Annotated in this window: 13 protein-coding genes; 8 read left to right on the top strand and 5 right to left on the bottom strand. The window is 69.6% G+C overall.

Annotated features, from left to right (window positions below; all coding sequences use genetic code 11):
- Window positions 1-139: 139 nt before the first annotated feature.
- The 3 genes from ACIHAO_RS09015 to ACIHAO_RS09005 all read right to left on the bottom strand — a co-directional run bounded on the left by ACIHAO_RS09015 (window position 140) and on the right by ACIHAO_RS09005 (window position 5,503).
- A complete protein-coding gene (locus ACIHAO_RS09015; RefSeq protein ID WP_396556004.1) occupies window positions 140-2,032 on the bottom strand; it encodes a S8 family peptidase in 1,893 nt (630 codons plus the stop codon).
- A gap of 229 nt (window positions 2,033-2,261) precedes the next feature.
- Window positions 2,262-3,146, bottom strand: coding sequence for a sortase (locus ACIHAO_RS09010; protein ID WP_396556002.1), 885 nt, complete (start codon window positions 3,144-3,146; stop codon window positions 2,262-2,264).
- A complete protein-coding gene (locus tag ACIHAO_RS09005; protein WP_396556000.1) occupies window positions 3,143-5,503 on the bottom strand; it encodes a hypothetical protein in 2,361 nt (786 codons plus the stop codon). The genes ACIHAO_RS09010 and ACIHAO_RS09005 overlap by 4 nt, the downstream gene beginning before the upstream one ends.
- A 218-nt stretch (window positions 5,504-5,721) precedes the next feature.
- Here ACIHAO_RS09005 and pstC point away from each other — a divergent pair, with 218 nt between their 5' ends.
- The 4 genes from pstC to ACIHAO_RS08985 are packed head-to-tail and all read left to right on the top strand — an operon-like array spanning window position 5,722 to window position 10,212.
- Entirely contained in the window at window positions 5,722-6,711 is a 990-nt protein-coding gene (gene pstC, locus ACIHAO_RS09000) for a phosphate ABC transporter permease subunit PstC (RefSeq protein ID WP_125800498.1), read from the top strand.
- Complete coding sequence (gene pstA / locus ACIHAO_RS08995; RefSeq protein WP_396555998.1) at window positions 6,708-7,844, top strand: phosphate ABC transporter permease PstA; 1,137 nt, start codon at window positions 6,708-6,710, stop codon at window positions 7,842-7,844. Before pstC ends, pstA begins: the two co-directional genes overlap by 4 nt.
- A 44-nt stretch (window positions 7,845-7,888) precedes the next feature.
- Window positions 7,889-8,686, top strand: coding sequence for a phosphate ABC transporter ATP-binding protein (locus ACIHAO_RS08990; RefSeq protein ID WP_255433378.1), 798 nt, complete (start codon window positions 7,889-7,891; stop codon window positions 8,684-8,686).
- A complete protein-coding gene (locus ACIHAO_RS08985) occupies window positions 8,683-10,212 on the top strand; it encodes a substrate-binding domain-containing protein (RefSeq protein ID WP_396555996.1) in 1,530 nt (509 codons plus the stop codon). Before ACIHAO_RS08990 ends, ACIHAO_RS08985 begins: the two co-directional genes overlap by 4 nt.
- 126 nt (window positions 10,213-10,338) lie before the next feature.
- Here the strand turns inward: ACIHAO_RS08985 and ACIHAO_RS08980 are convergent, their stop codons facing one another.
- Entirely contained in the window at window positions 10,339-11,250 is a 912-nt protein-coding gene (locus tag ACIHAO_RS08980) for an NADP-dependent oxidoreductase (protein WP_396556064.1), read from the bottom strand.
- Between the two features lie 100 nt (window positions 11,251-11,350).
- Here ACIHAO_RS08980 and ACIHAO_RS08975 point away from each other — a divergent pair, with 100 nt between their 5' ends.
- Window positions 11,351-11,812 (top strand): GNAT family N-acetyltransferase, encoded by a 462-nt coding sequence (locus ACIHAO_RS08975; protein ID WP_396555994.1) that lies wholly within the window; start codon window positions 11,351-11,353, stop codon window positions 11,810-11,812.
- On the opposite strand, the gene ACIHAO_RS08970 is transcribed toward ACIHAO_RS08975, so the two are convergent.
- Window positions 11,790-12,743 (bottom strand): helix-turn-helix transcriptional regulator, encoded by a 954-nt coding sequence (locus tag ACIHAO_RS08970; protein ID WP_396555992.1) that lies wholly within the window; start codon window positions 12,741-12,743, stop codon window positions 11,790-11,792. The genes ACIHAO_RS08975 and ACIHAO_RS08970 overlap by 23 nt on opposite strands.
- Window positions 12,744-12,805: 62 nt before the next feature.
- On the opposite strand from ACIHAO_RS08970, the gene ACIHAO_RS08965 reads away from it, so the two are divergent.
- From ACIHAO_RS08965 to ACIHAO_RS08955, 3 genes are all read left to right on the top strand, one after another.
- A complete protein-coding gene (locus ACIHAO_RS08965) occupies window positions 12,806-13,933 on the top strand; it encodes an epoxide hydrolase family protein (RefSeq protein WP_396555990.1) in 1,128 nt (375 codons plus the stop codon).
- Between the two features lie 2 nt (window positions 13,934-13,935).
- On the top strand, window positions 13,936-15,015 hold the full coding sequence (locus ACIHAO_RS08960; protein WP_396555988.1) for a winged helix DNA-binding domain-containing protein: 1,080 nt from the start codon (window positions 13,936-13,938) through the stop codon (window positions 15,013-15,015).
- 75 nt (window positions 15,016-15,090) lie between these two features.
- A complete protein-coding gene (locus ACIHAO_RS08955) occupies window positions 15,091-15,387 on the top strand; it encodes a hypothetical protein (RefSeq protein WP_396555986.1) in 297 nt (98 codons plus the stop codon).
- Window positions 15,388-15,392 lie beyond the last annotated feature (5 nt).

The raw sequence follows: 15,392 nt of genomic DNA, 5'->3' as shown, positions 1-15,392 counted from the left end.
CCCCCCCCCCCCGCCCCGCCCCCCCCCCCCCCCCCCCGCCGCCCGCGCCCCCCCCCCCCCCCCCCCCCCCCCCCCCGGCCGCCCCACGGTCCGCGAGCGAATCCCCGCGACCCGACACCTTTGCCTTACCCCTCGACAACTACTTCGGGGCGACGCCGAGGGCGGCGAGCGCCGGATCGGTCATGATCACGCCCGCCCCGGTCACCGGGTCGAAGCCGGGGGCGCCGAGGTCGATCGCGGTCGACGTCAACGCCGTGCGGATCTCCGCCGGGGTGGCGGTCGGCTTGCCCTGCATCAGCAGCGCGGCGATGGCGGCGGCGCTCGGCGCGGCGGCGGAGGTCCCGAAGAACGGCTGGAAACCGGTCACCGAGGTCGCGACGCCGTCGGCCGCGGTGATGTCCGGCTTGTTCCGCGTCGCACCACCGGTCGAGGACACGTTGCCGGGGGTGATCACCGAACCGTCCGGGTTGTAGAACTGGTGACGGCGACCGTCCGAAGTGAACCGCTCCCATTTGCTGGCGGCGGTGAACAGACCCGGGTACGGGCCTGCCGGGTTCGCCGGGTCACCGGTCTCGAGCGCGCGGCCGAAGGCACCGGCGGCCGGGGCGGCCGCGACGCTGAAGGCGTTGACCGCTGCCGAGTGGCCGGAGGTGACACCGTTGGTGCTGAAGGCTTTCAGCGCGCCCGAGGTGACGAAGCGGCCGCGGATGACGTTGAGCGCGATGAACCGGTCGGAGCCGCTGTACTTGACCACGGCGACCTTGAAGCCCGAGCCGCTCGCCGGGACCTGGGCGATCTCGTACGGGTTCTGGGTGCCGTTCTGCGAGCCTTCGCTGGAGGCGACGACCGAGCCGGACGAGTTCAGGACGAACAGGTCGTAGTCGCTGGTGGCCTTGCCCCACGGGTCGGACCAGAACAGGGTGACGTAGCGGCCGACCGAGTTCGGCGAGAGCGCGTTGTACAGCTGGGTCGTGCCGCTCGGGTCGAAGTCGTGCGGCGTCCCGGTGATCCCGGAGATCTTGCTGGCCGAGCCGCGGAAGTCGCCCTCGTAGTAGCCGCTGGTGCCGTCGGTCAGGTTGCCCGAGTTCCCGGCGGAGGAGAAGTAGAGCGCGCCCGCCGCGGTCACGTCGTTGACGGCCTGCGCGACCGGGCCGTCCTGGAACGGCGACTCGTCGAAGTAGGAGACGTCGTCGACGATGATCGTGCACTTGCCGGTCGTGCGCAGCGCGCGGATGTTGTCGGCGAAGCTCTGCTCGCTGGTGAACGCGGTCGCGAAACCGAGGGCGGCGCCGGGCGCCATGTCGTGGATGATCTCCAGCATCGCGGTGCCCTCGTCACCGCTGCCGGCCTGGCCGGGGAGGACGTCGACGGCGGGCAGTTCACCGGCGGTCTGGGACGCCTTGAGCGACTTGATGCCGTCCGAGAGCACACAGACCTTCTGGCCCGCGCCGGTGACGCCGTACTTGGTGCGGGCGGTGTCGTTGCCGTGCGCCTTGTCGCCCTCGGCGACCTGCAGCGCGGCGGCGGTCTGCTTGGCGGCGGCCTGGCGGCGGTCCTGCGGGGCGGACTCGTTCCAGGTCATGGCCTGGGAAGCGGCCTTGACCTCGGCGACGTCCCCGCGTCCGGCGATCGTGTCGACGGCGTTCAGTGGCAGGTCGGCGCGGATCGCACCGGCGGGAGAGGCGTGGCGGACGGTGCCACCGGCCGCCTTGACGGCGTCCACGAGTGACTGGCCGGCGCCCTTGATGTCCACCGCGACCGTGCCGGCGTCACTGACGCCCAGCCCGGTCCGGTACTCGGGCAGCTTGCCCGCCAGGCCCTTGTCGGCGCGGAGGCGCTTCTCGATGACGAGCTGGCTCGACTGCTTGCGCTCGGCCGGGGTGAGGCTCTTCTTGATGCTCTGCAGTGCGGTGATCCCGGTCTGCGTGCGCGCCTCCTCCGACGGCTGGGCACCGGACACCGCGGTCGACAGCAGCAAAGCGCCGACCGCGACCGGAACCGAGCATGTGACCACCCGGCTGAATCTGCTCATCGAACTCTCCCTGTTTTCAGCAATCCAGTCGCGCTCCGGCTAAAGCACGCTGGTGGCATGACACTCCGTCAGAAGAATTCCTTCGGTTGCCCGAATGAGTTACCCCTGACCGGGTGTAATGGGGAGAATCTAAAGAGCTGTCGGTGATCAGTCCACCGACCAAAGTCGGGAACGGGCGAAGATCCACATGCTGAGAGCGAGTCCGGCCCGAAAAGACCGAAATCCTGGATTAAGCCCAAGCCGGAAAGAGCCGCCACAGCGCCAATGCCGCCAGCGCGGCGAAAGTGAGCAGGACCGGCCCGGTGATGACATAGGTCGAAACCGGACGCCACCGGCGATAAAGGAAAGTCGCCCCGGCCGCCGCCGCCACGAATCCGCCGGAGGCCAGCACCAGCCCGGCCCACGCGTCACCGTCGCCGGTCCGGCCGTCCTGTGCGTCCGCCTTGCCGTTCTGCGGGGTCGGGCGGAACGGCCTGCCCTCCAGCGCGGCGGTCACCACCGTCGCTTCGGCCGAGGCCAGCGGCCACCACGACGCCGAGGTCACCAGCGTCAGCCGATCGTTCTCGGTCTTGCCGTAGTCGGCGCCCTCGTCGAGGGACCGGGTGGCCGTGTCGGTCACCCGGTAGACGGACTTGCCCTGTGTCGTCGCGACGACGATCTCGTCACCCTTCGCCAAGGCGTCGAGTGAGCCGAACGGGCCGCCGAACCCGGCGTTGCGGGCGGCGATCACGGCGTTGCCCGGCTGCCCCAGCCCGGCCGTCCCGGGGACGTGACCGGGTCCGGACGCGGTCTCGCCGCTCGACGCGCCCTCGATGACGACCTGCTGCACCTTCAAGGCCGGGATCTCCAGGACGGCGACCGGCTTGCCGAACTCGACGGGTTCGGCGGGCGGTGCCGCGCCGAACAGGCTCTGGCTGGCACCCAGCGCCGCGCCGATCTCGGCGCGGATCTCCGTCAGCGCCTTCCGCTGATCACTCGACTGCAGCATCGGGCCCAGCGCGTAGACCACCAGCGCCAGCGCCACCAGGGTGGTGACCAGCCACGCGAACACGACGGCACCGATCCAGCCGGGGCCGAACCGCAGGAACTCCCTTTCTTCGACCTCCGTGCTCACGCCACGCCACCCGAGAGCTTGCGGCGCAGGAGAGCGAACAGCAGGGCGAACGCGGCACCGATCCCGGCCAGCGCCCTGGTCAGCCAGGACGGCACCGGCCGACCGGCCGCGAGGTACGCCGTCGCGGACGGCAAGGTCGCCAGGATCACCAGCGCCACCAAGGGAATCAGGGCTCCGAGCGCGCCGGTACCCGCGAACTTCGGGATGTCGATCGACTCGGCGAGGTTCTTCGCCGCGGCCACGCTTTCCGGGGACGGGGCGACCGCGGGCGCCGGTCCGGTGGCGGCCGCCACCGGCGTGCCGGCCGACGAACCGGGTCCCCCGGAGGGGCCGCCCAAGGAAGAATTGGCGACCGGTGTGGCGCCGGTCGCGCCCGCCGGCGGCGGGTTCTTCGCCTCTTCCTTCTCCTGGCAGGCCTTTTCGGCGGTGCCGGTACCGATCTTCGCGACGCGCTGGCCCGCGGTGGCGGCCAGCGCGGGACTCAACCGGACCATCCCGGGAGGAAGCAGTGACTGCCCGAATCCGGCCGCGAGGTTGGCGAACGACTTCAGCTGCTCCTGCTTCTCCTTCATCGGCTGACAGTTCGCGTCGATCAACGGGTTGACCGGAACGGCCAGGTACTCGACGAAGGTGAGCGGATACGCGCCGTCCTGGGAAACGGTGCCGGTCTCGGCCGTTCCGTCGGCACCGATCTTCATCGCGTCGGCCGCCAGCCGCAGGCTCTGCTCGGTCGGCGCGACGAAGTTCCCCTTGCCGTCCGGGAGCGCCACCGGCGTCCAGCGGTTGATCGTGGCCGTCGCGAGGTCGGTGATCACCCAGTTCATGCAGCCGCCGGCGCAGTCCGCGCCCCTGCCGACGAGGGCGTTGTCGACGGTCTTGCGCACCGACAGCTGACCGGTCTTCGCGTCGACGTTGTTGATCCGGAACCTGCCGGGGTCCAGCGCGCTCAGATCGGCGATCACCCCCGGCGACTTCCCGTCGAGGGCACCGAAGTAGCCCTCCCCCTTCTTCGGGAACACCCAGGCTTCGGGTGCCGATCGGACGAGAGCCCGGCTCAGGGTGAACGGGACGGTGCCCGGTCCGGACTCTCCCGTCGCACCGAAGAAGTCGGTGTTGCCGCCGTAACCGGAACGGGCGTTCACCGCGATCACCCCGGCGGGCTGACCGTCCTTGATGGCCGCGAGCGCCGGATTCCTGGTGACCAGCGGGGAACCGTTCTTGAAGATGCCGCCGCGCCCGTCGGCGTCGGGGACCTGCCCGCCCTTCGTGAACATGTTCGCCACTTCGTCGTAGGCGAAGGACAGGGCTCCGGTGAACTTCGCATTGAGCGGGCTGCCCCCGTCGTTGACGTCGGTCGGGGACCAGCCGACCGCGGCGATCACCGCCGCGTTGATCCCGACGGGGACGTATTCCCTGGACCGCACGGACTGCGCGGCCAGCGCGTTCCCGCTGCCGGTGATCATGAGATCGGAGGCGCCCTTGTCGAACGCGGTCAGCCCGACGTCTTCGGTCTCGCTCACGATGTTGGTGGGCTGGTCGGACTGTGTGGGCGCGCACAGCGCCTGGTTCCAGGCGACCGCGGTCCGGCCGAGCCGCTCCGGCATGCTGGCGCTGAGCGTGTTCCGGCCGATCCCCTTGCAGCCCTTGACCCCGATCCCCGGCAGGTACGGCGTGAACTTGAGGGACTCGTCGACCCACGTCACCGTCTTGCCCGCAGCGTCCTGCGCGGTGATCTGGATCGTGACGGTGCACGGATTGTTCTCGTCACAGGTGAAGGAGAACTGCCTTCTGGTCTTCGCGCCGGTCACCGGGTCGACGACGACGGGATTGTCCGCCCACGGCACCTTCGGGAATTTGTCGCCGGGATTCACCGCTTTCTCATAAGTGGTGTAAAGCGGATCCCAGGCCACCGCGTGCGGGCGCAAGGCACCGCGCGGGATCGTCGTGTCGAAGACGATGTCGCCGGTCGTGCTGCTCCGCACCCTTTCCATCGATTGCATTCCCGCGGCCTTGCCGGTGAATTCGTCGCCGAATTCGTCCTGGCAGTAGGCCTGCACCCGGGTGAGCAGCGTGCTGTCCTTGCTCCACGGCGGGACGTACACCTTCTTCATGAGATTGTCCGGCACGTCCTTCGGGCAGACGACGAGTTTCGCCTTCGCCCCCTTGGGCAGGCCCGAGAGCGTGATCCGCAGTGGATCGCCGTTCTGCACCGCCGACAGATCGGCGGGCTCGGTCTTGAGCTTGTACGGCGGATTGGCGGGCGCCTGCGCCTGCGCGGCGGGGACGGACACCCCCGCGACCGCCAGCATCCCGCAGATCAGCACGATCCCGGCTCGTCTCGCACGGACCAGGAACACGGACGACTCCCCAGATTTCACGGGATCCAACGTCCACGAGTCACCCGTTCGGGGTCAACCGGCTCGGACCGGATGGCCGCACTGATTCACAAACGCCCCGTCGGGCGTTCCCCGAGTGGACACCTTTCCCGGCTGCGGGCACCACATACTGGCCGCATCGAGGGGCGACGTGGTGTGCCCTGAACTCCTTTACTTGCCAACACGAAGGAAGGCCGCCCGTGACCATCGCGCCACCCCGGCCCGACCCGTCCCCACCCGGAACCCCGGTGCGGCGGGTGATCACCGAAGTCCTGTCACGGGCCGACCGCGCCTTCCGCCGCGTCACCACCGGCGCCGGGCTGACCATGCTGGCGATCCTCGTGGTCATCGGCTTCTTCCTCGTCTACCGATCCGGGCCGGCCTTCGACGCCAGCGGTTTCGGGTTCTTCACCACGATCCGGTTCGACCCGGCATCGGGCGTACTCGGGGTGCTGGGCCTGCTCTACGGGACCATCGTGGTCGCGCTGATCGCCATCCTGATCGCGGTCCCGCTGAGCATCCTGGCGGCGTTGTTCATCACCGAGTACTCGAGCGGGCGGATCCGCGGGTTTCTGACCGGGCTCGTCGACCTGCTCGCCGCGATCCCGAGCCTGCTGTACGGCCTGTGGGGGTTCGCCTTCCTCGGCCCGCAGATCGTGCCCGTCTCGCTGTGGCTCACCGAAAACCTCGACTGGTTCCCGTTGTTCTCGTCGAAGGAGAACGCGCTGTACATCCAGTCCATGTTCATCGCGGGTCTGGTGGTCTCGCTGATGGTCCTCCCGATCACGACCTCGGTGATCCGGGAGGTGTTCGCGCAGACGCCGCCCGGGGAGAAGGAGGCGGCGCTCGCGCTGGGCAGCACGCGGTGGGGAATGGTCAGAACGGTGGTCCTGCCCTTCGGCCGAGGCGGCGTCATCGGTGGCTCGATGCTCGGGCTCGGCCGCGCGCTCGGCGAAACGATCGCCGTTTCCCTGCTGCTGCCCCAGGTTCCGGAGATCACGAAGCACGTCCTCCAGTTCGGCGGCGCGACGATCTCCGGGTTCATCGCCAACAACTCCGGCGCGTCGGGGCTCGCGCTGTCCGGGCTGATGGCCGCGGGACTGGTGCTGTTCGTCTTCACCCTGGCGACGAACTTCACCGCGTCGGTGATCATTTCCAAGAGCCGTTCGGGCGCGGGGGTGGACGCGTGACCACGACCTTGACTCCCCCGGCCACCCCTTCCCCGCGCAAACTCGTCAAACGCCGTCCGTCGGAGACGACCAGGCAGGACCGGCTCGCGGCGCTCGGCTGCGCGGTGTCGGCCACGCTGCTCACCTGGTTCGTCATGCATCTGCTGCTGGATTCCCCCGGCTGGCTGGCCGACCTGGTCGTCGCGTACCTGCTGTACCTGTCGATGCTCTACCTGGTCACCCGCGACCGGCTGGGCAGACTCGCCGCGTCGGACCGGCTGGTTTCCACCGTCGTCGTCAGCGGGGCGCTGATCCTCCTCGCGCCGCTGCTGTCCCTGCTGATCTACATCGTCGCGGAAGGCGCGCCCTATCTGCGGCCGGCGTTCTTCACCCACGACATGTCCACGGTCGCGCCGACCGATCCGGTGACCGACACCGGCGGCCTGCACGCCGTCATCGGCACCTTGCAGCAGACCGCGCTGACCTTGGTCCTCGTCGTCCCGCTGGGCGTGCTCACCGCGGTCTTCCTGAACGAGACCCGGTCCCGGTTCCGCCGTCCGGTGCGGATCATGGTCGACGCGATGAGCGGTCTTCCGTCCATTGTGGCCGGTCTGTTCGTCTACGCGGCCTTGATCATCCCGGGCATCCAGGCGGGGGTGGGCTTGTTCAGCTACAACGGGATGATGGCCACGCTCGCCTTGACGATGGTCATGCTGCCGACCGTCACGCGGACCGTGGACGTCGTGCTCCGCCTCGTCCCGGACGGCCTGCGCGAGGCGTCGTTGGCGCTCGGCGCGAGCCGGGCCCGGACGGTGTGGTCGGTGGTACTCCCGACCGCGCGGACCGGCGTCACCACCGCCGTGATCCTCGGGATCGCGCGGGTGGCCGGTGAAACCGCGCCGCTGCTGTTCACCTCATTCGGCGCGCTCGGGATGAACGCGAACCCGTTCTCCGATCCGCAGGAGAGCATCCCGCTGTTCATCTACCGGTTCATCAAACAGCCGCTGGAGAACGTCCAGCAGCGCGGCTACGTCGGCGCGCTCGTGCTGATCCTGCTCATCTTCGGCCTGTTCGCGATCGCCCGCGTGGTGGGCCGCGACCGGTCGAAACGCAAGGCGAAGAGAACCACCGTCAAGACACAGGAGAACCGGTGACCGACACTGAAGTGTCCTATGTGGACAGTCCGGCGCGCCCGCTGGTGGCACTGACCGGCGGTCCGCCGCCCGGCGCGGCGGAACTCGAATCCCGCGAGATCGGTGCCTGGTTCGGCGACCGCCTGGTGCTCGAAGGGGTTTCGCTGCGGATGCCCGCGAAAGAGGTGACCGCGCTCATCGGCCCGTCCGGCTGCGGCAAGTCGACCTTCCTGCGCATCCTCAACCGGATGCACGAGCTGGTGCCGTCGGCGTCGCTGACCGGCGAGGTCCTGTTGGACGGCAAGGACATCTACGCCGACGGGACGCGTCCGCAGCAGGTGCGCCTGCGGATCGGCATGGTGTTCCAGAAGCCCAACCCGTTCCCGGCGATGTCCATTCGCGACAACGTGCTCGCCGGACTGAAGCTCGCCGGCGTCAAATGCGGTGACAAGGACGCGCTCGTCGAACAGAGCCTCGAACGAGCCGGGCTGTGGCGCGAGGTCCGCGACCGGCTGAGCTCCCCCGGCGGTGCGCTGTCCGGCGGTCAGCAGCAGCGGCTCTGCATCGCGCGATCGCTGGCCGTGCAGCCGAACGTGCTGCTGATGGACGAGCCCTGTTCCGCGCTCGACCCGACGTCGACCCGGCGGATCGAGCAGACCATCGCCGAAATCGGGCACGAGGTGACGGTCGTGATCGTCACGCACAACATGCAGCAGGCCCAACGGGTTTCGGATCACTGCGCGTTCTTCCTCGCGGCCGAGAACGAACCCGGCCGGGTGATCGAACACGGTCCGACGGACACCATCTTCAACGCCCCGTCGGACGAGCGCACCTTCGACTACGTGAACGGGCGATTCGGATGATCCGGCGGCTGGCCGCGCTGGGCGGGGTCACGGTGCTGCTGTCGCTGGTGATCACTCCCGGCGCCGCGGCGCTGTCCAGGGTCACCGGCTCCGGCTCCAGCTACGTGGGCCCGGCGATGAACGACTGGCAGAACGGCGCGACGTCACGCGGGATCCCGGTCAACTACTCGGCCACCAACTCCCCGGCCGGGGTCAACCAGTACGGCGACCGGACGGTGGACTTCGGCGGGACCGAGGCCGAGGTGTCCTCGCTCATCGCGGCCGGTGGCGGCGGCCTTTCCGCGCAGACCCGCGGCTACCAGTACGTCCCGGACGTCGCGGGCGCGGTCGCCGTGATGTACAACGTGACCGACCAGGGCGGGAAGCGCGTCGACTACCTGCACCTCACCCGGGAGGTGATCGGCCGCATCTTCAGCCGGGACATCACCCGCTGGAGCGATCCGGCCATCACCGCGACCAACGGCGGCAAGCCGCTGCCCGATCAGCCCATCACGCTGGTCGGCAGGACCGGGCAATCCGGGACGACGGCGTTGTTCTACGACTTCATCGCCCACGCCGCACCGGCCGCCTACAACCGGTTCGTCTCCCGCAACGTCGGGAACGGCATGGGGAACCTGCCGTCGGGTGTGCGTCCCATCCAGCTTCCCGGGCAGGGACCGGACGCCGAGTGGTACCGGCTGCTCGCGGACTCGGACCAGATCGCGAAGTCCGTGGGTTCGGGCAGCATCCCGTTTTCCATCGCCTATGACGAATTCGCCTACGCCCAGCTCTACAAGGTGCCGGCGGCGTGGGTGCAGAACGGCGCGGGCCAGTACACGCAGCCCTACGCGGAGAACATCGCGGCCGCGTTGAAGCACGCGGAACTGCGGCCGGACCTGAGCCAGAAACTGGACAAGGTCTACTCGAACACCGATCCGAAGTCGTATCCGATCTCGGCGTACTCGTACGTCATGATGCCCTGCACCAGCGGCCGGGACACCTGCCGCGGCGGCTACGGCGACCCGGGCAAGACCGACACGATGACCGCGTTCCTCGAACACGTCGCCTGCGACGGCCAGATCAACATGGCCCGGATCGGCTATTCGCCGCTGCCGCCGAACCTGTCGCAGGAGATCATGAACTCCAACGCACGGCTCACCGGACGGCCGGCGAAGCAGCTCAACGCGGGCAACTGCGGAAACCCGACCTTCCACGGCAGCCTCGGCGCCGGCGCCGCCAGCCCGCCCGACCCGCTGGTGACCGGCGGGATCATCAACCCGGACGGCAAACCCAAGGCGGGCACCTCGGGTCCCAAGACCTCCGCCGGGCCGAGCACCGGTCCGGCCGCCGGCGACAAGATCGCGACCGCCACGGCGAACCCAGACGAGGAGTCGGCGGGCGGCGGCTCGAAGAACTGGCGGGAGGCCGCACCGGCCGCCTACGACGAAGGCGGTTTCGGCGGCTTCGGGGGCTGGGCGGCGCTGGTGCTCTTCGTGGCGATCGTCGCGCCGCTCGTGGTGCGCGGGGTGGTCCGGAAGCTGCGGTAAGCGCGGGACTCGGCACCAGCGCCCTTATCCGCCTGAAGTCCGTGAAGGCCTCCTTGAGGGACCCAGAGTCCCTCAAGGAGGCCTTCACGGACCGGACCCGGCATCAAACCGCAGCCGGAACGAGGCTCACGGAAAGGTCAGCACGACCTTGCCCCGCCCGTGCCCGGTCTCGATCTCCCGATGCGCCGCCGCGGCCTCGCCGAACGGATACGTCCGCCGCACCAGGAACCGCAGTTCCCCCTTGGTGTACAACGACGCCAGCATCCCGAGCCGCTCCGCCGACCGCGTCCCGGTGACCACTCGCGCCCCCGCTTCGGGCGCGCGGGCGTGCTCGACCAGGGTGAGCACGCGGTCCGGATTCCCGACCAGCTCCAGCGACAGGTCGAAGGCGACCCCGCCCGCGCCGTCCAGCGCCGCGTCGATGCCGGACGGCGCCAGAGCACGCACCCGGTCGGCGAGGCCGTCGCCGTAGACCACCGGTTCGGCGCCGAGCGAGCGGACGTACTCCTGGTTCGCCTCGCTCGCCGTCCCGATCACCCTCGCCCCCCGCAACACGGCGAGCTGGACGGCGGCCGTGCCCACCGCGCCCGCCGCCCCGTGGACCAGCAACGTCTCGCCACGGGCGACCCGGAGGCCGTCCAGCGCCAGATAGGCGGTCTGCGTCCCCGCCGTGAAGCCGCCCGCGACCTCCCACGGCATCTCCGCCGGCTTCGGCGTGACGTTCTCCGCGTGCACCACGATGTACTCGGCGTACGCCTGCACGGCGGTGAAGCCGAGCACCTCGGCCCCGGCGACGAGGCCGGTCACCCCCGGACCGACCTCGTCGACGACTCCGGCGAACTCGTTCCCCGGGACACGCGGCCAGCTCAGGTCGAGCCCCGCGGGTTCCCAGCCCGCCCGCACGGCCGCGTCGTACGGCTGCACCCCCGCCGCCTTCACCCGCACCCGGACCTCCCCCGCCCCGGCGTGCGGCTCCTCCAGCTCCAGCACCCGGAGTACTTCCGGGCCACCGGCTTCCGTGAACGCGGCCGCTTTCATCTCGTTCCTCCAGTTCGTTCCCCAGTTGACTGCGCCCAGCTTCATACCTCCAGATAACTGGAGGTCAAGAACTGTCGGTGTGACGTTCTAAGCTGCGCTCGTGACGAGCTACCGCATCTCCAGGGCAAGCGCTTCCGACGCAGGCAAGGTGACAGCGCTGATGCACGAATCGGCCGCCTATCAAGGGGAGTACGCGTCGATCCTCGAGGGTTACCGGGTCACCGAGGACTACCTCGCCACCCATCCCGCGTTCGTCGCCCACGCGCAGCGGGACGTGGTCGGCTTCTACAGCCTCATCGAGTACCCGGCCGAGCTGGACCTGCTGTTCGTCGCCGATTCCGCACAGGGCACGGGCATCGGCGCGTGGCTGGTGGAGCATATGCTCAAGCAGGCCGCAGGCCTGGGCATGACCGAGATCCGCGTCGTTTCCCATCCGCCCGCCGCCGGGTTCTACGAGCGGATGGGCGCCCGTCGCGTCGGGGTCGTGCCGCCCAGCCCGCCGAAGATCACCTGGGAGCGCCCGGAGCTGGTCTTCGACGTCAAGAGTCCACCGCGCGGCTGAACCGCCCGATCAGTTTGCGCAGGTGCCCGGTGAATTTCGGCGAGTCGACGACGTCGAAGTCGGTATCGAGCAGACCCAGGTAGAGCGCCAGATACTCCAGCGTGTCCGCGCCCGCCTTGAGCAGGCAGGTCCGCTCGTCGACGGCTTCGACGACGACGGCGGGCGGCACTTTCGCAGCGGCTTCGGCGGCCGGGGCGTGCAGCCGGATCGTCGCGTGGTGCCGCCACAGCGCCGCGCCCACACCACGTTGGAGGTACGCGACCACGCCGCCTTCGGGTGGTTCGCGTTCCTCGAAACGTCGTCCGTTGGGCGTACGCGGCCGCATGCGATCCGCGCGGAACGTGCGCCAGTCCTGCCTGTCGGCGTCCCAGCCGACGAGGTACCACCGGCGGCTCATGTGCACGAGGCGGTGCGGCTCGACCTGCCGCCGCGTCTCGGATCCGTTGTGTCCCACGTAATCGAACCGCAGGGTCTCGCGGTCACGGCAGGCGTTGGCGATGACCGAGAGCACCTCGGCGTCGACGGTGGGGCCACCGCCCTGCACCGCGAGAGTCGCGGAATTCAGCGCCTCGACACGGCGCCGCAGCCGCGACGGCAGCACCTGCTCCAGTTTCGCCAGCGCGCGGACCGACGTCTCCTCGATCCCCGCGATCGTGCCGCCCGCGGCCGTGCGCAGGCCCATCGCCACCGCGACGGCCTCCTCGTCGTCGAGCAGCAGCGGCGGCATGGCCGCGCCGGCGCCCAGGCTGTACCCGCCGGAGACGCCGGGAGTCGCGTCGACCGGATAGCCCAAGCCGCGTAGCCGCTCGACATCGTTCCGGATGGTCCTGGTCGTGACGTCGAGCCGCTCCGCCAGTTCCGGACCCGTCCAGTGTCGTCTGGCCTGCAGCAACGACAGGAGCCGCAGCAGTCTCGCCGAAGTTTCCGCCATGAATCCCACCTTGTCCGCAATCGCGGAACGAACCTTTCCGCAATTGTTCCTAATCTAGCCCCATGACCGACATCAAGCCCTTCCGTATCGCCGTCGACCAGGCCGAACTGGACGACCTCAAGGACCGACTGAACCGCACCCGCTGGCCGCGCGAGGTCACCGGCGGCTGGAGCAGAGGTGTCCCGGTCGCGTACCTCAAGAACCTCGCCGAGTACTGGGCCGACGGCTTCGACTGGCGTGCCCATGAGGCGGAGCTGAACGAGTTCCCGCAGTTCACCACCGAAATCGACGGCCAGACCATCCACTTCCTGCACATCCGCTCGGCCGCCCCGGACGCGCTACCCGTGCTCCTGACTCATGGCTGGCCGAGCTCGCCGTTCGAGTTCCGGCAGGTCATCGGCGAGCTCAGCGACGAGTTCCACCTGATCATCCCGTCCCTGCCCGGTTACGGATTCTCGAACCCGGTGAGCGGCCCCGGCTGGGGCAACCTCTTCCGCGTCGCGCAGGCGTGGACCACGCTCATGGACCGCCTCGGCTACGAACGCTTCGGCGTCCACGGCACCGACGCCGGCGCCGGGGTCGCGGGCATCCTGGCGATGATCGCCCCGCACCGGGTCGTCGGCGTGCACCTCACCGGGACCAGCGCGGGTATGCCGTTCGGGCCCGCTGTCGAACTGGACGGCCTCAGCGAAAAGGACCGCGAACGCGGAGAGCGCTTCAACCGGTTCCAATCCGACGGCCTCGGCTACCTGCACCTTCAGGCGACCCGGCCGCAGACGCTGGCCTACTCGTTGAACGACTCCCCCACCGGCCAGCTCGCGTGGATCGTGGAGAAGTTCGCCGAGTGGACCGATCCGGCCAAGGAACTGCCGGACGACGCCGTCGATCGCGATCACCTGCTGACTTCGGTGAGCCTGTTCTGGTTCACCGGCGCGGGCGCCTCCTCCGCGCACGCCGTGTACGAAGGCATGGAGGTCTACCGGCAGCTGTCCCAAGGCGAGTGGGACGAGGCGCCCGCCGGTCCGCCTCGCGGGATCGCCGTCTTCGCCGGGGACACCACGATCCGGAGTTTGCAGGACGGGCCGGTGGCACACTGGGCCGAGTACGACACCGGCGGCCACTTCCCCGCGATGGAGGTCCCCGGCCTGTTCGCCGAAGACCTCCGTTCCTTCCTGCGAAAGTGCGTCTGACGATGGAACTTCTGAGCCCCCGGGCCCTCAACCGCGCGACGCTGGCCAGGCAGCTCCTGCTCGACCGCGCTGATCTGCCCGCCGTCATCGCGATCGAGCAGCTGGCCGGCCTCCAGGCGCAGGCACCCGACGCGTCCTACGTCGGGCTGTGGTCGCGGCTCCGGGATTTCGAAGTGGACGAGCTGGCGAAACCGCTGGCCGCCCGCGAGGTCGTCCGGTCGACGTTGATGCGCGGCACGGTGCACCTGGTGACGGCCTCGGACGGCCTCGCCCTGTGGCCCACCATCAAACCGGTGGTCGAGCGGGGTTTCCTCGGCCACTATTCGCGGGAGGTCGCCGGACTCGATCTCGCCGCGATCGCCGAAGCGGGACGGGCCCTGCTGTCCGAGCGGCCCCGCACGCGCGCCGAGATCCGCGCGGCGCTGGCGGACCGGTGGCCGGACGCCGACCCGACCACCCTCGCCTACGCGATCCAGAGCCTTCTCCCCCTCGCGCACGTGACCCCGCGTGGACTGTGGGGCCAGACCGGCCCGGCCGCGTTCGCCCTGCTCGAAGAGTGGGCCGGCGCACCGATCACCGACGGCATCCCGCTCGACGATCTGGTGCTGCGCTACCTCAAGGCGTTCGGTCCGGCGACCGTCCGCGACGCGCAGGTCTGGTCGGGGCTCACCAAGCTCAAGGAGGTCTTCGAGCGGCTCCGGCCGCGGCTGCGCACCTTCACCGGCGCCGACGGGAAGGAACTGTTCGACCTCCCCGACTCGCCGCGCCCCGACCCGGAAACCCCGGCGCCGCCCCGGTTCCTGCCCGAATACGACAACGTCCTGCTCTCCCACGCCGACCGCGTACGGGTGATCCCGGACGGCCGCCGCGTGCCCCTGCCACCGGGCAACGGCGGCCGCCGGGGCACCCTGCTCGTCGATGGTGAATTCCTGGCCATTTGGGCGATCAAAGGGGCGACACTGACGATCGAATCACCGAAACCCTTGCCGGATCAGGATTCGATCGCCGAAGAGGGCGCGCTGCTGCTGCAATTCGTAGTGCCGGATCAGGACCACGACGTCCGTTTCGACATCGGCGGATAACGGTCCGGCCTTTTGCCGTAACGAAGGGCGGCGTTCGGGCGAAGCATGGCGCGTGGAGCCTGAAGGGAGCGGGCCATGGGCAAGAACTACGGATTCATGACGGTGCTTGCGGGGCTGAGCGCACTCGCGGTCATCACGGTGGCGGCGGTCATGCGGTACCCGAACACGTCGGACGTCACGGCGGTGATCACCGCGGCGGGAACGGTGATCGGCACCGTGGTGGGTGCCTTCTTCGGCGTGAACGCGGCCTCGGCGGGACGCGTGAAAGCCGAGGAAAGCCGCGATCAAGCGACTGCGGCGCTGGTGAAGGTCGCGGGCGAGGCGGACAGGGGCAGCGACGTCGCGAAGGCGGCGATGGAAGGCGTAAGCTGACAGTC

Origin of the sequence: Amycolatopsis sp. NPDC052450 (assembly GCF_044547565.1) — a bacterium.
Lineage (GTDB): Bacteria > Actinomycetota > Actinomycetes > Mycobacteriales > Pseudonocardiaceae > Amycolatopsis.
This window is presented reverse-complemented; position numbering and strand designations above follow the sequence as displayed.